Here is a 22,260-nt window from a genome sequence, read left to right on the forward strand (position 1 = left end):
CCAATCCGGTGTGGGGGGCACCTGTTGAGTCCGGGGTGGCCTGGGGGCCGACAGCCCTGCGGTAGATGCCTCCCAGGCATTTCACGGCTACAATGCGCGCCTCGACCGTGACAAGCCTGACTAAAAAAACTATGTCCTTGCCCAAGCATCACCTGGAATTGCTCAGCCCTGCCCGCGATGTCGCCATTGCGCGCGAGGCTATCCTGCATGGCGCCGACGCCATCTACATCGGCGGGCCGAGCTTCGGCGCGCGCCATAATGCCTGTAACGAGGTGAGTGATATCGCTCAGCTGGTGGAATTCGCCCGGCGTTACCACGCCCGCGTGTTCACCACCATCAACACCATCTTGCATGACAACGAGCTGGAACCTGCGCGCAAGCTGATTCATCAGCTCTACGATGCCGGTGTCGACGCGCTGATCGTGCAAGACCTGGGCGTGATGGAGCTGGATATCCCACCTATCGAGCTGCACGCCAGCACCCAGACCGACATCCGCACCCTGGGCCGCGCCAAGTTTCTCGACCAGGCCGGTTTCTCGCAATTGGTATTGGCTCGCGAGCTGAACCTGCAAGAGATCCGCGCCATCGCCGACGAAACCGATGCCGCCATCGAGTTCTTTATCCATGGTGCCCTGTGCGTGGCGTTCTCCGGGCAGTGCAATATCTCCCACGCGCAAAATGGCCGCAGTGCCAACCGCGGTGACTGCTCCCAGGCGTGCCGCCTGCCGTACACCTTGAAAGATGACCAGGGCCGCGTGGTCGCGTTTGAAAAACACCTGCTGTCGATGAAGGACAACAACCAGAGCGCCAACCTGCGTGCCTTGGTCGAAGCCGGCGTGCGCTCGTTCAAGATCGAAGGTCGCTACAAGGACATGGGCTATGTGAAGAACATCACCGCCTACTACCGCCAGCGCCTCGACGAAATCCTCGAAGACCGCCCGGACCTGGCCCGCGCTTCCAGCGGCCGTACCGCGCATTTCTTTGTGCCCGACCCGGAAAAAACCTTCCACCGCGGCAGCACCGATTACTTCGTCACCGACCGCAAGATCGACATCGGCGCGTTCGACACCCCGACCTTCACCGGCCTGCCGGTGGGTGTGGTGGAAAAAGCCGGCAAGCGTGACTTGCAGGTGGTCACCCAGGAGCCGCTGTCCAACGGCGATGGCCTGAATGTGCTGGTCAAGCGTGAAGTGGTGGGTTTCCGCGCCAATATCGCCGAGGCTAAAGGCGAGTTCGAAGAAGACGGTGAAAAGCGCTATCGCTATCGCGTCGAACCGAATGAAATGCCCGCCGGCCTGCATCAATTGCGCCCCAACCACCCGCTGAACCGCAACCTGGACCATAACTGGCAACAGGCGCTGTTGAAGACCTCGGCCGAGCGCCGTATCGGCCTGTCATGGGTGGCACGCCTGCGTGAAGACCAGCTGCAAGTCACCGCCACCAGCGAAGAAGGTATCAGCGCCAGCGTCACCCTGCCCGGCCCGTTTGGCGTGGCCAACAAGCCGGAACAGGCGCTCGACACGTTGCGCGACCTGCTTGGCCAGCTTGGCACCACCGAATACCACGCCACCCGCATCGAGCTGGATGCGCCGCAGGCGTTCTTCATCCCCAACTCGCAGCTCAAGGCATTGCGCCGTGAAGTGATCGAGGCGCTGACCGCTGCCCGCATCGAGGCGCACCCACGGGGCGGGCGCAAGGCTGAAACCTCGCCGCCGCCGGTCTACCCCGAGGCGCACCTGTCGTTCCTGGCCAACGTCTACAACCAGAAAGCCCGGGACTTCTACCACCGTCACGGCGTAAAGCTGATCGACGCGGCCTTCGAAGCCCACGAAGAAACCGGCGAAGTACCGGTGATGATCACCAAGCATTGCCTGCGTTTCTCGTTCAACCTGTGCCCAAAACAGGCCAAGGGCGTGACTGGGGTGAAAACCAAGGTAGCGCCGATGCAGTTGATTCACGGCGACGAAGTGCTGACCTTGAAGTTCGACTGCAAGCCCTGCGAAATGCATGTGGTGGGCAAGATCAAGGGACATATCCTTGGCTTGCCGCAACCGGGCAGCGCCGTAGAGCATTTCAACCCGGAAAATCTCATCTATCAGGGCACGCACTGACCCTAGGGGAGCGGGGCCACCACCAGCCCCGCTGCAACCCTGCCGCCGCCAGCAGAATCGCCGCCACCCCCAGCCATTGCAGCCAACCCAGGCGATGCCCGAAGGCAATCCAATCGACGAAAATCGCCGCAATCGGGTAAATGAACGACAGTGCGCCGGTGATCGCGGTCGGCAGCTTCTGGATCGCGCCATACAGCAGCACATACATCAACCCTGTATGTACCACGCCTAACGTCACCAGTGCGGCCCAGGCATTGGTGGATGTCGGCAAGCCATTCCAGGGCACCAGCGGCGCCAGTAGTACCGCGCCAGTGACCACCTGGATCAGCGCCATCAGATGCGGCGGCACCGCCTTGAGGCGTTTGATGATCAACGCGGCTATCGCATACAAGAAGGCCGCGCCGAGGGCCAATGCAATACCCACCAGGTAATTGCCGCCGCTCGTTTGCTCGCCGTGGGCGGTGACAATCGCCAACATGCCCAGGAAGGCTACGCTCAACCACGCCAGTTTCTGCACGGTGATTTTTTCACCGAGAAACAACGCTGCCAGCATCACCAACATGAACGGCTGCACGTTGTACACCGCCGTACTGATGGCAATCGATGCGCGCGAATAAGATTCGAACAGCAGCAGCCAGTTACCGACGATAGCCACGCCGCTGAGCACTGCCAGCCCCAGCGTCGCCCAGTTGAGCAGGTCCAGGCGCAGATAACCCAGCCACGCACAGACCAGCAACAGTGTCAGCGCGCCGATCACGCAGCGCCAGAACACCACTTCGATCACCGACACGCCAGACACCAGCACAAACCAGCCAATGCTGCCCGAGATCAGCATGGCGGCGACCATTTCCCACGACCCGCGACGGATGGATGAATCCATGATTGAAACTCCTCAAGTGAGGCTCAATTATGGCAATCTGCTCGACACGGCTACAGCGACAAAAAAAGGCAGAACCCAGAAATCACCTTTCCTTATTAGGCGGATAGCATGATCGACACCATCGACCAGCAATTGATCGCGGCCTTGATGGACGACTCGCGCCTGTCCCTCAAGGCGCTGGCGGGCATCACCGGGCTGTCTTCGCCGAGCGTCAGCGAACGCCTGCGACGCTTGGAAGAACGCGGTGTGCTGACTCACTACACCGTCGTTATCGACCCCAGGCATTTCGGCTACCTGCTGCAAGCCATCGTGCGCATCCGCCCCCTGCCCGGCAAATTGCAGGAGGTGGAACGCCAGATCCAGGCGATCCCCGAGTTCACCGAATGCGACAAGGTCACCGGCGAGGATTGCTTTATCGCACGCCTGCATGTGCGCACGATGGAGCATCTGGACGTCCTGCTCGACCGGCTCAACGCCTATGCCGAAACCAACACCGCGATCGTCAAGAAAACGCCGGTGAAACGGCGTTTACCGCCGCTGGCGGACTAGCCAGGCGTCGCGAGCCGGGTTATCACAGGGGGGTGAAATAGCCGACGGATATCGCCAAACAGTATAAAAAACTGTCAACCCTTACAGGTTCCAGTTTGCTTGCCGGGTAATAGCCTGGTGGGGTACTGGAGGACGTCTCATGTTGGTCACAAACCTGAAAGCAATCAGCGATGCAAGCTTCAAAAGCGAGGTGCTTGAAGCGGCCGGCCCCGTGTTGGTTTGCTATATGGATGACGCTTGCGCACCGCCTGCGTTCCTCGATCAATTTGCCGAGTACTACTCGGGGCGGTTGACCATCGTTACGCTGAACATGGATGAGAACCCGATTACGCCCGCGAAGTATGGCGTGGGTAAAGCCCCGATGTAGATGCTGTTCAAGGATAAAAGGAGTTTTTCATGAGTGAGATAAAACACGTCAGTGATGAGTCATTTGGAACCGAGGTCCTCCAGGCCGCCCTACCTGTGCTTGTGGACTACTGGGCTGCGTGGTGTGGGCCGTGCAAGATGGTTGCGCCTATTTTGGATGAGCTTGCCGAGGAGTACTCTGGCAGATTGATCATCGTTAAGATAAATGTCGATGAGAATCCCAACATCGCAGCTCAGTGGGGCATTCGGGGTATTCCAACCTTAAAGTTGTTCAAGAACGGCGAGATCGCAGCCACCAAGACCGGTGCACTTTCAAAGTCCCAATTAAAGGAGTTTATCGAAAGCCAGCTCTGACGCGTTGGGAGCCCCCTTCAAGGCTCACACAAGCACTCGATTAGAGCCCCGGTTCACGCCCTGGTCGCCGCCCAGCTTGGCAACAAACTGCGTGATCCGCCGACAGGCCTCGGCCAGACGGTCCTCACCCAAGGTAAACGACAGCCGGACGAACCCCTGGGCGGGCTCGCCAAAGGCCGCCGCGTCCAGCACCGACACCCCGGCCTCGCGAAACAGGCGCCAGGCAAACTCCAGGGAGCTGAGGCCTGTGCCACGCACATCCACCAGCACAAACATGCCCGCTTGCGGCGCCTGTACCTGGATACCCGGGCAGGCACTCAGGCCAGCCACCACCAGGTCGCGTCGGCGCCGGTAGATCTCGCGCATGCCTTCAGTCACCTGGTCATGGGCCAACACCGCCGCCGTCGCCGCCTCCATCACAAAGCCCGGCAAGCCGTACAACATGCTCAACATCAGGGTTTCAGCGTGCTTCACCAGCTGCGGCGCGGCGATGAGCCAACCGATACGCCAGCCGGTCATGGCATGGGACTTTGACAAGCTGCCGATGACGATGCTGCGCTCAGCCATGCCGGGCAATGCCGCAAGGCTGTGGTACTGGCCGTCAAACACCAGGCTTTCGTAGACCTCATCCACCACCACCCACAGGTCATGGGCGATCGCAAGGTCGGCGATGGCTTGCAGTTCCTGCGGGTTGAGCACCACACCGGTGGGGTTGTTCGGGTTGGAAAAGAACATCGCCCGCGTGCGCGGGGTGATTGCAGCAGCGAGCCGTTGTGAATCCAGGCGAAAGCCGGATTGCGCACTGCATGGCACTCGCACCAAGGTCGCGCCGCTGGCCTTGAGCGTGGCCTCGTAGGTGACGTACATCGGATCGAGCACCAACACCTCGTCGCCAGCCTGCAGCAGGCACAACGAGCTGATAAACAACGCGTTCTGCGCACCGGCCACGATGATCACGTTGTCGGCGGTCAGCGGGCGATCCAGGGTGTTGCTGTAGCGCGCCGCGACCGCCTCGCGCAGGGCCGGGCGACCGGGGATCTCGGTGTAATGGGAGTCGCCCATGTGCAGGGCGTTGACGGCGGCGTCGGTGATGAAGGATGGCGTGGCGAAATCCGGGTCGCCGACGCTGAGGATAATGATGTCTTCGCCCTGGCTGGCCGCCTGGAACGCAGCGTGGTGGATGTCCCAGGCGGCGACGCCCTGCCCTGCAATTCGTTCGACGAAGGGGGAAAACCGCATGCCAAAGCCTCTGGTTCAAAATGAAAACGCGCGAATCCGTTTGTGCACGAACGGAAAGGATGGGCCCAACATAGTGCATACCCAGCACTCGTTCAACGGCTAACCCGTGGCTGTAATCACATTGAACCTGCGTCCCTCGGCCGTCCTCAAACCTGCATAGACCACGGCCCTGGAACACGCTCGATGACTTTTATTCTCTGGATGGCCGTGCTCGGCGCCGTACTGCTCACCCTCGCCCTCACCTCCTCCTACCTGCGTTGGATGCCCGTGACCACCTCGGCAGTCTGCCTGCTGCTGGGCGTCGCCATCGGCCCGTTGGGCGCGGACCTGTTGCACCTGGATATCAAGGGCTCGGCGCGCTGGATGGAGCACTTGACCGAGGTCGCGGTGCTGTTTTCGCTGTTTGTCAGCGGCTTGAAATTGCGCCTGCCACTGAGCCATCGCACCTGGCGCATTGCGTTTGGCATGGCGGGGCCGGTGATGTTGCTGACCATCCTCGGCACCTGCCTGGTGCTGCACTACCTGTTGCAACTTTCGTGGGGCGTTTCGCTGCTGGTGGGTGCCATGCTCGCGCCGACCGACCCGGTGCTGGCCGGCCTGGTGCAGGTCAACAATGCCCAGGACTATGACGCCCTGCGCTTCGGTTTGTCCGGCGAGGCCGGCTTGAACGACGGTACAGCCTTCCCCTTTGTGATATTCGGCCTGCTGTTTATGCAACACGGCGGGTTTGACGGCGACTGGCTGGGTGGCTGGGTGCTGAAGAACCTGCTATGGGCGGTGCCGGCGGGGCTGCTGATTGGCTACTGGATGGGTCGCGGCATCGGCCGGGTCACGTTGCGCATGCGCATCACCAATGCCGACAGCACCTTGTCGCCCAATGATTACCTGACCCTGGCACTGATCGCCCTGGCTTACGTGGCAGCTGAAGCCGTCGGCGGCTACGGCTTCCTTGCCGTGTTTGCGGCGGGCCTGGGCCTGCGCCAGGCCGAGGTCAAATCCACCGGCAACGCCGATACACCGGCCGAACACCTGGCGCAACCGGTGGTGGGTCATCTTGAGGTGGAACCTGAACAGGCCCTGCACGGCGACGTCAGCCAATTGCAGGACACACAAATCGCCGCCGGGGTGATGATGAACGATATGCTGTCGTTCGGCAGCCTGGTGGAGCGTTCCATGGAAGTGTTCCTGGTGACGCTGTTGGGCATCGTGCTGGTCAGCCACTGGGACTGGCGCGCGCTGGCGGTGGCGGCGTTGCTGTTCGGGGTGATTCGCCCGGTCAGTGTGTTTGCCATGCCTTGGGGCAGCCTGCTGGACCGTCGGCAACGTGGGTTGATGAGTTGGTTCGGGATTCGCGGAATTGGTAGCATCTACTACCTGTTCTACGCGCTCAACCATGGGCTGATCGGCACCAGCAGCACGGTGGCGGTGAACCTCACCCTGTCGGTGATCGCCCTGAGCATCGTCGTTCACGGCCTGAGTACCCAACCGATGCTGGGCTGGTATGAACGACGTGCCGGGGCGAAGGGTCAGTCCTGATTTTCGGTATTGCCGACATCCGCCGCCTCATCCAGATCATTAAGCGGGACTTCGGCATCATCCATCAATGAACCCGGGTCTTCATTGCCCGGATCGTTGAGTTCGTCGTCGAGTTCTTTTGACATGAGCCTCTCCTCTAGCCGCCCTGGGTATCGATATCCGCATCGGTTTCAGGCTTGAGCTCGCGCTCAGGCTTGAAGTCTGGACTGTAGTCGTTTTCCCTGGCCTTGGGGTCGCTATCGGCCTTGGGGTCTTTGGGGGCATCAGCGGCGGTGCCAGGGGCCGGCTCGCCTGCGTCGATGGCTGGATCGTTGCGGTGGTCGGTTTGCGGATCTTCATTTTTCGTCATGGCGCACCTCTGACAGGGCTATGGGAATCTGTACTGCGTAAAGGTAAGGCGCCACCGCATCCAGTGAAGTTCCGTGAGATTACTCAGCTCAATGGGTTGTCGACCTGGATATAGAATGCATAGATCCCCAATACCAGCCAGAACACCATGAACAACCACGGCGCACGCATGGAGAACAGCAGCGACTTGCGGTAGCCCTTGTGCGTCGACTCCATCTCGGAAAACAACGGCGATTCATCGTAGGCCATGCCCATCACCGGCTCACTGCGCAGCAACTCGCTTTGCTTGTAGTGCCAGTGGTCGATGATTTCGTAGGCGGCACGTATGCCAGGCCAGGCGTTGAGCGAGCTTAAGATACCCAGCGCGGCGAGGATCACCGGCACCACCAGGGTGAACAGCTTGCCCCACTCCGGGTTGAGGTTGCCCATGCCGGAGACAAAGGCGATGACCAGGAATGACTGCGCCGTGAGGTAGGCGTCAGTGCGGTTGGCCAGGATGGAGGTTTCGTACTGGATCTCGCGGCGATAGAAGTCGAGACGGTCCTTGGGCGAGCCGAAGATCTTCGCGTTGTGCTCGCTGTGGTCGGTCAGGGCTGCTTCGGGCGTGTCTGGAGAGATGATTCTGGGCACGACGGGGCTCCACGCGATGACTAATCTGGTTAGAAGACGCGGGCTTCGATGAAGTTCAAGTTTGTTCACGCCCAGGGTGGAACGAACACGCTTTGAATGTGGGGCTTGCCCCCGATAGCCATAGGTATCTACACAACTTTGGTACACCGCTGCTTCTCTGGCAAGGGAGCTTATAGCTATCTAACTGATGCACCGCGATCCAAATGTGGGAGGGGCGGTGCGACGATTCGACTTGCTCCCGATGGCGGCCTGACAGCCGACCAGAATGTTGGATCAGACCGAGTACATATCCGTTATTTGGGCAACGGCCACTATTGGTTCCGCTTTTACAGCGGGTCACTTTGAAAAGCGCAAAGTAACCAAACGCTCTTGCCCCACCACTCGGCACCTCGCCCAGGCTCGGTGTGCCCGTAATCCGACAGGGATTTGGGGGGCCGCCGCCACGCGCCATCCATGGCGCGGGGCGGCTAAACCGGCATCCCTGCCGGTTTACCCCCCAAATCCCTGTCGAATTCCGGCCAGCGTGGTTTAACGGGGCGCCTAAGATCAAGATCAACAGCAGATCAAGATCAGGAGCGGCTCGCTGCGCATCGTGGTTACGGTCTGCTGCTACGAAGTTGTGTAGATACCTATGCGATCCAAATGTGGGAGGGGGCTTGCCCCCGATATCAGTGTGTCAGTCAGCACATCTGTAGCTGACCCTCCGCCATCGGGGGCAACCCCCCTCCCACATTTTGACCGCCGTACGTCTGTCAGTTATCGATCGCCCACCAACGCGGCAGCAATTGCCGTACCCGCGCTTCGCCGAAACGGTCATCGATCAACATCACCACACCGCGATCCTGTTGACTGCGGATCACCCTGCCCGCGGCTTGTACGACCTTCTGCAGACCAGGATAAAGATAAGTGTAATCGTAGCCGGCGCCGAAGATCGCGCCCATGCGTGCCTTCATTTGTTCATTCACCGGGTTCAGTTGCGGCAGGCCCAGGGTCGCAATGAAGGCACCGATCAAGCGCGCACCGGGCAAGTCGATGCCTTCGCCAAACGCACCGCCCAGTACCGCAAAGCCAATGCCTTGGCTGTGTTGGGTGAACTGGTCGAGAAAGGCCTGGCGCTCGGCCTCGGCCATGCCTCGAGATTGCAGCCACAGCGCAATCTGCGGGTGCCGCTCGGCCAACAACTGCGCCACCTGTTGCAGGTAATCGAAGCTGGAAAAGAACGCCAGGTAGTTACCCGGCTGCTCGACAAATTGCCGCGCAATCAGCTCGACAATAGGCGTAAGCGACGCCTGGCGATGCACGAACCGGGTGGAGATGGCATCGACGATACGCACCTGCAATTGCTCGGCCTTGAACGGCGACTCCACATCGACCCAGGCGGTGTCCGCTGGCATGCCGAGCAAGTCGGCGTAATAGTGGCGCGGGCTCAAGGTCGCAGAAAACAGCACACTGCTGCGGGCGGCAGTCAATCGAGGCCGGATGAACTCGGCCGGCACCACATTGCGCAGGCACAGGGTTGAGCTGCTGCGCTTGCCGTTGAATTCGCGCTTGCTGATATCGAAGATGAAGTGTTCATTGAACAGCTCCGCCACTTTGGCCCATTGCAGGGCTTCAAAGTAGAAAGCTTGCAGGTCGCCGCTGAGGGCTTCGGGGTGATCGTTGAAATAGTCGCCCATGGCGCTGATGCACAGGCTCAGGGCTTGCAGCAGTTTTTCGGGCCGGGTGGCATAGGCCTGGTACGGTGCGACTTGCTCCTTGTGCAGGGCGTTCCACTCGCGGTTCAGGCGCTGCAAGGGTTTCTTCAGCGCCTCGGGCGCCGTGTCACGCAGGGTCTTGAGGCTGTATTGGTCAAGGCTGGCGCTGTACATCGAACGGGCGCGCTCCACCAGGTTATGCGCTTCGTCCACCAGCACTGCGACGCGCCACTGGTTCAACTGGGCGAGGCCGAACAACATGGCGCCAAAATCGAAAAAGTAATTGTAGTCGGCGACCACCAGATCGCTCCAGCGCGCCATTTCCTGGCTCAGGTAATACGGGCACACCCCATGGGCCAAGGCAACGTCGCGCAGGCTGCGTTGATCGAGCAGGCGCACTTGGGACGCGGCTTGGCGCGCGGCGGGCAGACGGTCGTAAAAGCCCTTGGCCAAGGGGCAGGATTCGCCGTGGCAGGCTTTGTCCGGGTGCTCGCATGCCTTGTCCCGGGCCACCAGCTCAAGTACCCGCAGCGGCAGATCGGGGCTGCTGGCGTACAGCACCTGGGCAGCGTCCAGGGCAAGCTTGCGTCCAGGGGTCTTCGCCGTGAGAAAGAACACTTTGTCCAGTTGCTGTGGCGCCAGCGCCTTGAGCAGCGGGAATATGGTCCCGACGGTCTTGCCGATCCCGGTGGGCGCCTGGGCCATCAGGCAACGGCCGGTACTCACGGCTTTGTAGACCGATTCAGCCAAGGCACGTTGCCCAGGACGAAACTCGGCATGGGGAAACGCCAGGGCTTGGGCGGCGCTGTTACGTGCGGTGCGGTGTTGCATTTCCTGCCGGGCCCAGTCCAGGAACAGCGCGCACTGCTGCTTGAAGAAGTGCTCCAGGTCTGGCGCGTTGAAATGTTGGTTCAGCAGGGTCTCGCCTTCGCCGACGATATCGAAGTACACCAGCGCCAGGTCGATGTCGTCGAGGCCGAGTTTCTGGCACATCAGCCAGCCATACACCTTGACCTGGGCCCAGTGCAGTTGCCGATGGTTGGCGGGCTGGGCGGCGAGATCGCCACGGTAGGTCTTGACCTCTTCCAGGCGGTTGGCGTCCGGATCGTAGCCGTCCGCCCTGCCCCGCACTTTGAGCCGCAGGTATTCTCCCTCGAGGGCGACCTCGTTCTGATAGTGCGCGCTACGCCGGGAAGCCACGGTGCGGTGACCGACGATCCCTTCCTGGGCGCTGGGCGACGGCGTAAAACGCAGGTCAAGGTCGCCGACCTTGGCGGTGAACTCACACAACGCCCGCACGGCCACGCTGTAGCTCAAGCGCTCTGCTCCGCCCAGCGCACGTAGCAGACGGTGACCGGCATCTGGTACTCGGCGCAGAACGCCAGCCAACGCAATTGGTTGTCTTGCAGGCGGTCGCCGGGGCCCTTGACCTCGATCATGCGGTAGGTCTTTTGTGCGGGCCAGAACTGGATCAGGTCCGGCATCCCGGCGCGGTTGGCACGGATGTCCACCAGCAGACGCGCAAACCAATGGCGCAGGTGTTCGGCGGGCAGGCAGGCCAGGGCTTGTTCCAGCAGCTCTTTACTGAGCAGGTTCCAGAATACGAACGGCGACTGGATGCCCCATTTGTCCGCGTAACGTTGGCGAATGGTGGCCTTGTAGCGCTCATCCTCCAGTTGCTCGAAGCAGGCAGCAAACAAGGCTTCTCGACGTTGATGGAAGTCCTCGCTGTGCAGGTCCGCCGGCCCACGCTGGAACGGGTGGAAGAACGCCCCCGGCAGCGGCGCGAAAATCGCGTCCCAACACAACAGGCCGAACAGCGAATTGATCAGGCCGTTCTCGACGTAATACACCGGTGCGTCCGGCTCGTTCAGATGCGCCTGCACGCAAAATTCCACCGACATCATCGGCTCCGGCTCCAGTGCCAGGTCCAGGCGCGCAACGGCCTGTGGCTTGGCCTTGGGCAGAGCCGGCTCGCCCAGTTTGCGCCGCAAGCGGGGCAGCACCCGTAGCAGGTGCTGGTGTTCAGCAGCACTTTCCGGAGCCTGTTGGGCTGCGATCGCCAGGGTCATGGCCTGCGCGTAATCCTCCTGGCGCTCCAATACACGGATCAACCGCGCCCGTGCGCCGGGATAGGTGCAGTGTCGGTAAACCTGTTCAGCCAGTGCCAACTCGCCACAGCGCTCGCCATACTGGCCGATCTGGAAGAGCAGTTTGGCGCGGCGTTTTTCCAGCCAGGGGTTATCGGTATGCAGCGTGGCGATCTGTGCCAGCACCGCATCCAGTGCCTCACCGGCTTCAAAGGCTTGCTGACATTGGTGCAGGAACAGGAAACCCTGCACGTCTTCACGGGTGCGCAGACCACGGGACTCGGCGCAGAACGGGACTTTTTCATAGGTGTAGATGCCTAGGTCTGCCAGCACGAATTCCGACCAGTCCTGATGCAGATTGCCGAAGAACATCAGGCGCAGGCGATCACACAACTCCATTACCGTGAGGCTATAGAGCACATCGTCTACATCGGGACACCACTGGGCAAAACTGCGCTGTTCGCTGAACTGCGCGGCCAGTGGCTCGAGCCAGGCGGCCTTGTTGGCCTTGGGCTGGTCGATCCAGGGCCTGAACGCATTCAGGATTTCGCCCTTTTGCAGCAAGGTGAACAAGGTCGCAAACGGCAGCGGGCTTTGGTCGTCCACCCAGCCCAGTTCGCGCAACGGGCCCGCCGCTGCATGGGGGCAACCGATTTCCAGGTAATTGAGCTTGGCGCCGCGAAAATGCACGCCCTTGCGCATCACCATGCGCACCAATAACGCCTGGGACGCCTGGGGCAACCTGTCAAATTGCTGAATGAAATGCTCTTCGTGGGCCTCGAGCAAATCGGCATAGCGCTGCCCCAGCCAAGCCAGCACCTGGCGGAAGTTATGCAAGTAATACAAGGGGTTTTCGAGGGTGTTGACCATGGCGCAAGGCAATCAAATACTGGTTATGCATACAGAGTGCCGCTGCTAAGCACTTGTTGCAATCGGTAATAGATAAATGGTCCCTGCAACTTTTTGTAAAAAAGCGATCAGATGAGGGAGTTGATCGCGTAATATTTATCGCCCCCAGCCATGGGTGGCGGGACTTTTCAGGGTTAAGGTAAGGGTAATGAACATGAAGAATTTGGGGCTTCCACTGGTTGCGCTCACTTTTCTGGTATTGGCCGGTTGCTCCACGCAAACCGTCGTGACATTGCAAAATGGTACGCAGTATTTGACCAAGGACACACCCAACGCCAAGACAGCCGACGGCTTCTATGAGTTCACCGATATTGCCGGCAAGCGCATTCGCATCAAGGCCGATGATGTGGCCACGGTGCGCAAGGAAAACTAATGATCAAATGTGGGAGGGAGCAACCCCCTCCCACAGTTTTCAACCGCATTCCAAGTTAAGCGATAACAATCCCCTCCCCTGACACACTGCTCACTCCCACCAGCGTCACCGAGTCGGCGCCAAAGCTGATCACCGTGTCTGCGCCCACCACCTTGGTGTACTCGCGATAATCCGTACTGCCCTGCACATCGGTGAATACCAGCTTGTCGGTTGCTTGATAGCCAATCACCCGATCATTGCCAAACTGCCCGCTGAACAAAAATGTGTTATGCCCGCTGCTGTCGCGGATCGTGTCATTGCCCTTGCCGCCTTCGATAAAGTCCGCGCCCCGGCCGCCCTTGATCAGGTCGTTGCCATCGCTGCCGATGATGAAGGTGTTGCCCTTGTGTGCCTCGGCGTTGCGATTCAAGTCCTGCACCCAGGTGGTGGCCCGTGCCGGGTCGGACAGGTTGGCGACAATTACCGTGGAGTCGCGGGTCATTTGCTCGTAGAAGCCGGAATCGAGGATGCGGGTCATGCCGTCGCCGTAACCGGTGGGCAAGTGTGAAACCCAGGTCGGCAGGTTGAGGATGGAAAATGGCAGCACGTTCCACAGCGTTGACGCGTAGTGGTCGTTGAAGCTGACGATATTGTCGGTGCTCGATTCGTGGGGCGTGTCGTGCACACCCAGGGACGACAGGTTGAATGACGAGCCGTCCAGGGCGCGGAACACCGGGTCGTTTTCATAGCCGACGTTCAGCACCTTGTCGCCGGCGCTCTGGGTGGGTGAAGCATACGCCACGTAGTTGGCGTCCTTATAGAACCCCGACCATTTGCCGTCGCTCAAGTCGGCCATGCTGTTGACCGCCAGGCCGCCCAGGCTGTGGCCGCTGACCACCACGTCGTTGCCGCTCAGGCCTTGGGCCGTGGCGTAGGCCGCGACGTTGCCGAGCAAGTTACCAAAGGCTTCGCCCGTGTAGTTTTTCGCATAGTCCTTGGGCCCGAACGCGGCCAGCAGGTCGCTGATCACGTCGCCGATGGCGTCTGTGACCAGGTTTTCCCGAGGTCCCGACGTACCACGAAAGCCGATGCCGATTTCCTGCAATTTACCAGCGTCATCGTACTTGCCCAGCACCTCGACCTGCGCCGTGGCGTAGGCAGGCTTTTCACCGAAGAAAGTGCCCCGGGCATCAACCTTGCCGCTGTAACCCAGGGTATCGGCGCTGATGGGGGTCCAACCGGCTTTTTGTACCGCATCGAGGGCGGCTTTTTCCGCGTCGGGGTTCCAGGGGATACCAGGGATCACCCCTTGGGAGTCGCTGCTGCCAATCAGCGCGCCGATCAGTGTGGCCGGCAACCCAAGGCCGAGACCATTGTTCTGGTAGCCGACGGCAAAGCCGTGATCCAGGTTGTGGTAGGCATACACCGTGAGCGCCATGGCATCGGCGAACAACGCCTTGGAGTCCTCGGTACCGAGGTTTTTATAGTCAAAGATACCCATTGGTAGTGCCTCTCTGTTGTTGGATTTGTAGAGAAAGCCAAAACACCAGTAGCCCCCTGATGGCCACCGTGGGCCCATCAGGGGAGTGACGCCTTTAGAACGCCCAGTCCAGGCTCAAACCGACGCCGTGCACTTTCTCCTTGCTGGCCAGCAGGCCGTTGTAGTCGAAGTTCACCCGCGCCTCCTTGCTCAACGCCAGGCTGACCCGTGCCCCGACCAGTGCGGCATCGCGCACCATCGGCGCACTTTCCACGCTGAACGAAGGGCCACCGGAGGCGAACGCCAGGTGCTGCTCGGAATCGGTGCTGCTCAGGTTGTGCTGCCAGCCCAGGGTGCCGGACACCTCCAGTTGCTGGTGGTCGTTGACGTTGAAGGTTTTCAAGGCACGCACACCCAGGGTGCTCAACACCAGGTCGCGGCTGTCATCGCCACTTTTCAGCGCAGCGGCATCGCCCTTCTCCTTGAAGCTGTCAGTGTCCAGGTGCACGTAGGCCAGATTGGCGAACGGCTCCAGGGCCAGCGGTTGCAGGTTGATGCGATACGCCGCCTCGGTGAACACCTGGGTGCTGTGTGCATCGACCTTGGCCTTTTGCCTGCCGCTGACGTCGCCGTATTGCAGGTCGCGCTTCACATCGGCGCGGTGCCAGCTGTAGGTTGCGCCACCGCTCAGGCGCCAGGCGCCGATTTCATGCCCGGCATAGGCCCCGAAGTGGTAGCTGTCGACCGAGGCACGGCTGTGGGTGTCGCTGCCCATGTTCAGCGACGTGTCGCTGTAGCCCGCCACCAGGCCGATGCGCGTAGCGTCGTCGAGCGCCCCATCCACCCCGGCGAGCATGCCGCCGATGGAGGTGTTATAGCCTGCCGTGTCGCTACGGCTGTCGGTCTTGCCCCAGGCGCCCAGGGCCTTGACCCACACGTTGCCGCGGGTGTCGATGGCTTGGCTGGTGGCGCCCATCTCGCCATTGCGCAGGCGCTCGCCTACCGCTTCGCGAACGTAACGGCTGTCATTGACCAATGCGGTTTGCAGCGCTGGGTAGACTTCACCACTCAGTTGCTGGAATGCACCCTGGGCCGAGGCGGTCGTGGGTGCCAGCAGCAAGCTTTCATACACACCATTGCCCGCGCCCAATTGCTCGGCAGCGGCGGCAACGGCGCGCTGGTTCGGCGTAGCGGCCACACTGGCGAAGCTGTTGGTGCGCGCCACGTCCAGTTGCACGCCGTTGGCCGCGTAGTTCAAGGTGCCGCCAACAAACAGGTAGTTGGGCAATACCGCACCAAAGCTGCCGGTCACACCGCCTGCCGCTTGCAGGATGTTGTATTGGCGACCGATCAGACTTTGGGCCTGGGTCGCGCTCAACAACGTCGGGCTGTTTTCCAGGGCCAGGGTCACGGTGCCGCCGTTAAGCGTGGCGGTACCACCGGCGACGATGCGGTCGCTGCTGGTGGGCGACAACTCCACGGCGTAGGTTGAGCCCGCATCGAAAGTGACGTTACCCGCCACATTCAAGGTGCCGATGGAATTACCCGGCGCCACGGTGCCACCGTTTTTTGCGGTCAGCGAACCGATGCGCCCCGAGCCACCGAGCACGCCGGCCTGGCTGACGCTGACGTCGGAAGCCAGCGAGCCGTTGATCGCCAACAAGCCCTGGTTGACCAGGGTCGGGCCGCTATAGGTGTTGGTGCCGGTCAGCACCAGGGTGCCGATGCCCTGCTTGGTCAGGCCGCCATGGCCCGAGATATCGTTGCTCCACACATCCAGCCCGCAGTGCACATCGTTGCAAATCCGCTGGGTCGGCTTACCGGCATCTACCACTGCGCCGATCCCTGGCAGGTCCGCCACGAACTGGCCGCTGCCGTAAGCGCCATCGATACGGAACTCGGCGGGAATATCCTCTGCGGTAACAAACATCCCCGGCCCGTTGACCGCCTTGCCCAGGTTGATCATGCCCCAGCCATACAGCGAGTCGATGCCCGGCGCGCCGAGGTCGGTGGCGGTGGTCTTGAGCAGCGTGGAGATCTGGTCGCCGCTCATGTACTGGAAACGCTCCATCAGCACTGCTGCTGCACCTGCCACATGGGGCGCGGCCATGGAGGTGCCGTTTTTGTTGGCCCAGTCGGTGGTCAGGTTGTTCAGGTCGGTGCCATTGATGATCGAGCTGTAGATCTTGGTGCCGGGTGCCGACACGCAAAAGCTCGCTGCATAGCCGCAGCGCGAGGAGAAGGTGCTGATCACATAGGGATTGGGGCTGGTGGTGTCCGGGTTCTGCTGCAACGCCGCTACTGACAGCCAGTTCGGCGCAATCTCCGGCACAAAATAGGCCAGGCCGGAAATCGCATCCGGGTTGTTGAGGTTGTAGTCGTTACCGGCGGCAAAGATGGTCAGCACACCGCTGCGCGCCGCATCGATGGCGCCTTGATAAGCACCGCCTGCGATCGTGCCGAGGATCGGCCGGATCGTATTGAACTGCGCCTGGGCTTCATTGACGGTGAAATTGGGGAACGCCGGATCGCGGCCGCCCTTGGCATATTGATCACCAATGCCAATGCCCCAGCTGTTGTTGATGATGCGTGCGCCACTGGCGACCAGCCCATCCCAGCCCGCTTTGTACACCGCGCCGTCGTTGCCGAGGATGATCCCGTCTTCCGGCCCCGGGTCACCGTTTTCGGCGGTAAGGATTTGCGCATTGAACGCCACACCATGCATGGGCCCGCCGTCGCGGTTACCCGCAGCAATGCCGCCGACGTGGGTGCCGTGGTTACCCAGCTTGCCGTTGGAGTCCTTGGACGGCGTGCCGTCGTAGCGGAACGCATCACCCGCCTTCACCGGAATATACGGGTCGGTGTATTGGCGGATGCCCTCGGTGACAATCGTCACCACCTTGTCGGGGCTGGCGAACTCCGGATGCTGGGCGTACACCGGCTGGTCGAAGATCCCAAGCTTGACGCCCTTGCCGGTGTAGCCGGCGGCATACGCGGTGTCGGCGTGCACGGCGCCCAGGCCCCAATCGGCCTTGAACTCATTGCTGCGCCAACTGGCGGCGTCGCCGAGTTTGCCAGTTTCTACGTAGGGTGCGGCCTGGGCGGTTCCCAGGCTGGCCAGGCAACACAGCAGCGCACCATATGGTACGCAGCTCAGCGCCTTGAGCGGGTAGCCCGGGCCGGTGTGGATGGCGATGGTTAACCCTGACTTGCGTTTTTTCACGGTGACCTTCCTTAGTTTTCTTATTGCACGTGTGTAAATCACTTTCTCCAGAACAGCGCCGATTCAATGTGAGAGCTGGCTTGCCTGCGATGGCGTCCGGCCAGTCACGCCTCTGCTGGCTGACCCACCGCTATCGCAGGCAAGCCAGCTCCCACATTTTTTGTTCGCGGTGTCCTCAGAACTGCCAGTTCAGGCTCAAGCCCACGCCTTGGGTTTTCTCGCGCCCACCCAATTGGCCGTTGTAATCCAGGTTGACCCGCGTCGACGCATTCAGCGCCAGGCTGGCCTGTACGCCCACCAGGGCGGCGTCACGCAGCAACGGCGCGCTGCGCACGGCAAATGAAGGCCCGCCTGCGACAAACGCCAAATGTTCTTCCGACTCCACCGCCGTCAGGCTGTGTTGCCAGCCCAACGAACCGGACAGTTCCAGTTGCTGGTGGTCATTGAGGGCCAGGGTTTTCAAGGCACGCACGCCGAGGGTGCTGAGCACCGCATCGCGCCGGTCACTGCCACGCTCCAGGGCGGCGGCATCGCCTTTTTCGTGGAATGACTCGCTGTCCAGATGCACGTAGGCCAGGTTGGCGAACGGTTCCAACGCCAGCGGTTGCAAGTGAATGCGGTACGCCGCTTCGGTGAACAGTTGCGTGGTGGTCGCATCCAGCTTGGTTTTTTGCTTGCCGCTGACGTCCCCCAGTTGCAGGTCGCGCTTCACATCGCCGCGGTGCCAGCTGTAGGCACCGCCGACACTCAGGCGCCAGTCGCCCAGTTCGCGCCCGGCATATGCGCCGAAGTGGTAGCTGTCGATGGACGCCGATGAGTGCGTGCCACTGCCCATGTTCAGCGAGCTGTCGCTGTAGCCGGCGACCACACCCACGCGGGTCTGCTCATCCAGCGCGCCATCCACGCCCGCCAGCAGGCCACCGATGGAGGTGGTGGAACCCGCCGTTTCACTGCGGCTGTCGCTTTTGCCCCAGGCGCCCAGGGCCTTGAACCACAGGTTGCTTTCACCGCTCACCGGCACATGGCGCAGGCGCTCGCCCACAGCGTTGCGCAGTTGCAGGCTGTCGTTGATCAGCATCGCGCCAACCGCAGGGTAGATTTCACCGGACAGTTGCTGCAGGCCCTGTTGCGCGGTGGCAACTGATTGCGACTGCAGCAGGCTTTCATACACCGGGTTGCCAGCGCCCAGTTGCTCGGCAGCCGCCGCCACGTTGCGCTGGTTGCGGGTGGCAGCAACGCTGGCAAAACTCGCGTCGTTGCGCCCGACGTTCAGTTGTACAGCGTTGGCGGCGTAGTCAAGGGTGCCGCCAAGGAATACATAGTTGGGCAGCACTTGCCCGAACTGACCCTGGATACCGCCCGCCGCATCCAGGATCGAGTATTGCCGGCCAATCAGGCTTTGCACCTGGCTCTGGCTGAGCAGCGTCGGGCTGTTTTCCATCGCCAGGGTGACGGTGCCGCCGCCCAATACCGCCTTGCCACCCGCAACAATGCGGTCGCTGCTGGTGGGCGTCAGTTCCACTGCATAGGTCGAGCCCGCGCCGAGGTTCACATCCCCCGCTACCTGCAAGGTGCCCACGGAATTGCCCGGTGCCACGCGGCCGCCGCTGTTCACCGACAGCGCGGCGATGCGCCCGGAGCCGCCGAGAGTACCGCTGTTGTTCACCGTGACCGCCGAGGTCAGCGAGCCATTGACCGCCAGCAGGCCGCCGTTGACGGTGGTCGCGCCGCGATAAGTGCTGTCGCCGCTGAGCACCAGGCTGCCGGCGCCGGACTTGATCAGGCTACCCTCGTATACGCGTTTGGCGGCGGCCTGGTCGCGGGCGTTGCCGATGGCGTAGTCAGTCTGGTCCTGCTGGCTGGCATTGGCGCCCACGCCGTTTTGCCAACCCTTGTCGATCAAGGTCTGCTGCCAGGCGGTGTGCTCGGCACGGTCCTCGGCCTGGCGCTGGAGCAAGGCCTGGTCGGAGATGCCATTGCTCCATACATCACCCTGCCCGGCTGCCAGGCTCACATCCATGACCCCGAGCAGTTGCCCCGGCCCATGCATTGCCCGGCCCAGGTCCGGCACGCCCCAGCCGACGATAGCGTTGGGCGCCTGGGTGATCGAGCCGTCGAGCTGCGTGGCGGTGGTCAACAGCACCTGCAGCGCCTGCTCATTGGTCATATAGGGATAGCGTTCCATCACCAGCGCCAACGCCCCGGTGGCATGGGGCGCCGACATCGAGGTGCCGGACTTGACCCCATAACCGCCGTCGGGAATGGTGCTGTTGATCAGTGCCCCTGGAGTGGAAATGCACCAGTATTTGGCGATGCCGCATTTGTTGTACTTCTGGTTATTGGCTTTATCCAGCCCCGACACCGCCAGCCAGTGGCCTTCCAGTTCCGGTTGGAAATACGGCAAGGCCGAGCGCACGCTGGCATTTGCGTAGCCGCTGTTGCCGGCACTGAACACATTGATCACGCCGGCCTTGGCCACATCCGCCGCGGCGTCCAGCCAGGTACCCTGGTTGTAATGCTGGGCATAGGCCTTGTGCAGGTCATCCAGGGTCTGGTAGCTGACGTCCTTGGGCTGGCTGCCCCAGCTGTTGTTGATAGCGCGCACGCCGGAATCCACCAGGGCGCTATACACCGTCTTGAAATACTTGGGGTCCGGGGTCGGGCCGAACAGGAAGCTGTCGTTGGCGTTGGTGTTGCCCACATAGACTTGGGCGTTGTAGGCCACCCCATGCATGCCCACGCCGTCGCGGGCGGCGCCCATGGTGCCGGTGACGTGGGTGCCGTGGGAGTCGTTGTTGGGGTTGAGCGCGCCCGTGGTGCTGAAGGCGCTGCCGTCGACATAGGTGCCGGTGGCGGTCACCCCATGGAAGCGGTCCTTGGCGGCTTCGGGGTGGTTGGGGTCGAAACCCGAGTCCAGCGCGCCGATTTTCACACCTTTGCCGCTGATCCCGGCAGCGTAGGCTTCATCGGCCTTCATCCGCCCCAGGCCCCAGTCGCTCTGGTATTCGGCCGAGCGCCAGCTGACCGGGTTACCCGGTTGGCCGGTCTCGGTGTATTGCGCTTGTGCCGCAACGGACAGCAGCAGCAAGGAGCCGGCGGTGAAGGGTTTGAAACGCGGTGAATCAGTGATCATTTAAACCATCCTTATTTGTTGTTATGGATGCTCATTTCACAGGGCCGAAGGCCTCGTCCACCTTGGCCAGGTCGGTGTCGCGCAAGTTGCCCGCGTAGTAGTGCAATTTGGTCCAGGCCATCAGGTAGTCATACCGCGCCTGGGCCAGGTCGCGGCGGGTGCTGTACAGCTGCTGCTCGGCATTCAGCGCATCGAGGTTGACCCGTTCGCCGCCGAGGATGCTCTGCTTGGTCGATACCACCAGGGCCTCGGCCGAAACCAGGGCTTTCTGGTAGGCGCGCAGCTTGCTCACCCCTGACAGGCAGGCACTGAACTGACGCCGCAATTCGATCAGGGTTTCGCGGGTCTTGCCTTCCAGCTCGTACTCGGCCTGCTCCATGGCGCGGCTGGCCTGGCGCGTGGAGGCCGAGATGCCGCCACCGGCATACAGCGGCATGCTCACTTCGACGCCGATGGTGTTGGTGTCGTAGCGCTGGTTGTAGGTGTTGCCGCTGTCGGATTCCTGTTTGCGCGAAGTGGCATAGGCGGTGATTCTCGGCAAATGCCCGGCGCGGTTGCGTTCTACCTCATAGCGCGCTACTTCCAGGGATTGGCGCTGGGAGGCCAGCACCGGGTTGTTGGTGAGCGCCAGTTCATGCCAGGTGTCGTAGTTGGCCGGGGCCAGGGTGAAGGCGGCAAAGCTCTGGTTCAGCGGCGCCAGGTCGTCGATATTGACGCTTTGCACGCCAATCAACGCGCCCAGCTCGCGCAGCGAGGCGTCCTGCTCATCCAGGGCCTGGATCTCTTCGGCGGTGGCCAGTTCATAGCGCGATTCGGCTTCCAGGATGTCTGTGCGCGTGCCCTCGCCGGCCTTGAACAAGTGCTGGTTCCGCTGGAATTGCTGCTCGAAGGCCTTTTTCTTGGCGCGGGCGATGTCGATCTGGTCTTGGGCAAACAGTGCCTGGGTGTAATAGCTCAGCACCCGCACCAGCAACGCCTGGCTCTTGTCACGAAAGCTTTCGTCGGCGAACAGCGCCTGGGCCACGCCCTTGCGGTAGTTGGCATAGGCTTCGTAGTCGAACAGCGGCTGTTGCAGGCTGAAGGTCGAGCCATAACTGTTGTAGTTGCGATCATCGCGATAGCTACCACCACGCCCATCGGGCAGGTGCGCCTCGGAATTGTTGCGGCCCTTGTTGTAGTTGTATGACAGCCTCGGCAGCAGCCCGGCGCGGCCGATGGTGCGGTTTTCCAGGCCGGCGTCGCGCTCCTTGATGGCGCCGAGGAACACCGGATCGTTGCGAAGCGCCTGCTCGTACACATCGAACGGGCCCATGGCGGCCTGGGCACTGCCACACACCAGCACCAGCGAAATGAACACTGACTTCAT

Annotated in this window: 16 protein-coding genes and 1 pseudogene; 6 read left to right on the forward strand and 11 right to left on the reverse strand. The window is 61.5% G+C overall.

Annotated features, from left to right (window positions below; genetic code table 11):
* The first annotated feature begins 131 nt into the window (after positions 1-131).
* The gene (locus NMB39_RS15170; RefSeq protein WP_057022682.1) at positions 132-2,111 is read left to right on the forward strand and encodes a peptidase U32 family protein; all 1,980 of its coding nucleotides are present in this window, start codon (positions 132-134) and stop codon (positions 2,109-2,111) included.
* On the opposite strand, the gene NMB39_RS15175 is transcribed toward NMB39_RS15170, so the two are convergent.
* Entirely contained in the window at positions 2,089-2,991 is a 903-nt protein-coding gene (locus tag NMB39_RS15175; RefSeq protein WP_057022343.1) for a DMT family transporter, read from the reverse strand. The genes NMB39_RS15170 and NMB39_RS15175 overlap by 23 nt on opposite strands.
* A 108-nt stretch (positions 2,992-3,099) precedes the next feature.
* Between NMB39_RS15175 and NMB39_RS15180 the strand changes: the two genes are divergently transcribed.
* The 3 genes from NMB39_RS15180 (at position 3,100) to trxA (ending at position 4,260) form a co-directional block, all read left to right on the forward strand.
* The gene (locus NMB39_RS15180) at positions 3,100-3,540 is read left to right on the forward strand and encodes an Lrp/AsnC family transcriptional regulator (protein WP_046068096.1); all 441 of its coding nucleotides are present in this window, start codon (positions 3,100-3,102) and stop codon (positions 3,538-3,540) included.
* A 139-nt stretch (positions 3,541-3,679) separates the two neighbouring features.
* Positions 3,680-3,907 carry a thioredoxin family protein gene (locus NMB39_RS15185; protein ID WP_082636627.1) on the forward strand — a complete coding sequence of 76 codons (228 nt, stop codon included), beginning with the start codon at positions 3,680-3,682 and terminating at the stop codon, positions 3,905-3,907.
* Between the two features lie 29 nt (positions 3,908-3,936).
* Positions 3,937-4,260 carry a thioredoxin TrxA gene (gene trxA / locus NMB39_RS15190; protein WP_494340521.1) on the forward strand — a complete coding sequence of 108 codons (324 nt, stop codon included), beginning with the start codon at positions 3,937-3,939 and terminating at the stop codon, positions 4,258-4,260.
* Between the two features lie 63 nt (positions 4,261-4,323).
* Here the strand turns inward: trxA and NMB39_RS15195 are convergent.
* Positions 4,324-5,499: pseudogene (locus tag NMB39_RS15195) on the reverse strand (pyridoxal phosphate-dependent aminotransferase); the annotation flags it as partial.
* A gap of 183 nt (positions 5,500-5,682) precedes the next feature.
* On the opposite strand from NMB39_RS15195, the gene NMB39_RS15200 reads away from it, so the two are divergent.
* Positions 5,683-7,035: a cation:proton antiporter gene (locus NMB39_RS15200; RefSeq protein WP_057022346.1), complete on the forward strand. Its 1,353-nt coding sequence runs from the start codon at positions 5,683-5,685 to the stop codon at positions 7,033-7,035.
* Here NMB39_RS15200 and NMB39_RS15205 read toward each other — a convergent pair.
* The 5 genes from NMB39_RS15205 to NMB39_RS15225 form a co-directional block, all read right to left on the reverse strand.
* Complete coding sequence (locus NMB39_RS15205) at positions 7,026-7,160, reverse strand: hypothetical protein (RefSeq protein ID WP_014718417.1); 135 nt, start codon at positions 7,158-7,160, stop codon at positions 7,026-7,028. The two genes, NMB39_RS15200 and NMB39_RS15205, sit on opposite strands and share 10 nt — an antisense overlap.
* A gap of 11 nt (positions 7,161-7,171) precedes the next feature.
* On the reverse strand, positions 7,172-7,384 hold the full coding sequence (locus tag NMB39_RS15210; protein ID WP_494340520.1) for a hypothetical protein: 213 nt from the start codon (positions 7,382-7,384) through the stop codon (positions 7,172-7,174).
* An 83-nt stretch (positions 7,385-7,467) separates the two neighbouring features.
* Positions 7,468-8,013: a hypothetical protein gene (locus NMB39_RS15215; protein ID WP_057010953.1), complete on the reverse strand. Its 546-nt coding sequence runs from the start codon at positions 8,011-8,013 to the stop codon at positions 7,468-7,470.
* Between the two features lie 752 nt (positions 8,014-8,765).
* Positions 8,766-11,024: an ATP-dependent DNA helicase gene (locus NMB39_RS15220; protein ID WP_494340519.1), complete on the reverse strand. Its 2,259-nt coding sequence runs from the start codon at positions 11,022-11,024 to the stop codon at positions 8,766-8,768.
* Complete coding sequence (locus tag NMB39_RS15225) at positions 11,021-12,667, reverse strand: VRR-NUC domain-containing protein (RefSeq protein WP_494340518.1); 1,647 nt, start codon at positions 12,665-12,667, stop codon at positions 11,021-11,023. The genes NMB39_RS15220 and NMB39_RS15225 overlap by 4 nt, the downstream gene beginning before the upstream one ends.
* A gap of 187 nt (positions 12,668-12,854) precedes the next feature.
* On the opposite strand from NMB39_RS15225, the gene NMB39_RS15230 reads away from it, so the two are divergent.
* Positions 12,855-13,079, forward strand: a complete 225-nt coding sequence (locus NMB39_RS15230; protein ID WP_005788446.1) for a YgdI/YgdR family lipoprotein — start codon at positions 12,855-12,857, stop codon at positions 13,077-13,079.
* 55 nt (positions 13,080-13,134) lie between these two features.
* Here NMB39_RS15230 and NMB39_RS15235 read toward each other — a convergent pair whose 3' ends face one another.
* The 4 genes from NMB39_RS15235 to NMB39_RS15250 form a co-directional block, all read right to left on the reverse strand.
* Positions 13,135-14,559, reverse strand: a complete 1,425-nt coding sequence (locus NMB39_RS15235; RefSeq protein WP_494340517.1) for a polyurethane esterase — start codon at positions 14,557-14,559, stop codon at positions 13,135-13,137.
* Between the two features lie 94 nt (positions 14,560-14,653).
* On the reverse strand, positions 14,654-17,761 hold the full coding sequence (locus tag NMB39_RS15240) for an autotransporter outer membrane beta-barrel domain-containing protein (protein WP_494340516.1): 3,108 nt from the start codon (positions 17,759-17,761) through the stop codon (positions 14,654-14,656).
* Positions 17,762-17,936: 175 nt separating this feature from the next.
* Complete coding sequence (gene eprS, locus NMB39_RS15245) at positions 17,937-20,894, reverse strand: autotransporter serine peptidase EprS (protein WP_494340515.1); 2,958 nt, start codon at positions 20,892-20,894, stop codon at positions 17,937-17,939.
* A 31-nt stretch (positions 20,895-20,925) separates the two neighbouring features.
* Entirely contained in the window at positions 20,926-22,260 is a 1,335-nt protein-coding gene (locus tag NMB39_RS15250; protein WP_494340514.1) for a TolC family outer membrane protein, read from the reverse strand.

This window comes from Pseudomonas sp. FBCC-B545, from assembly GCF_059134095.1.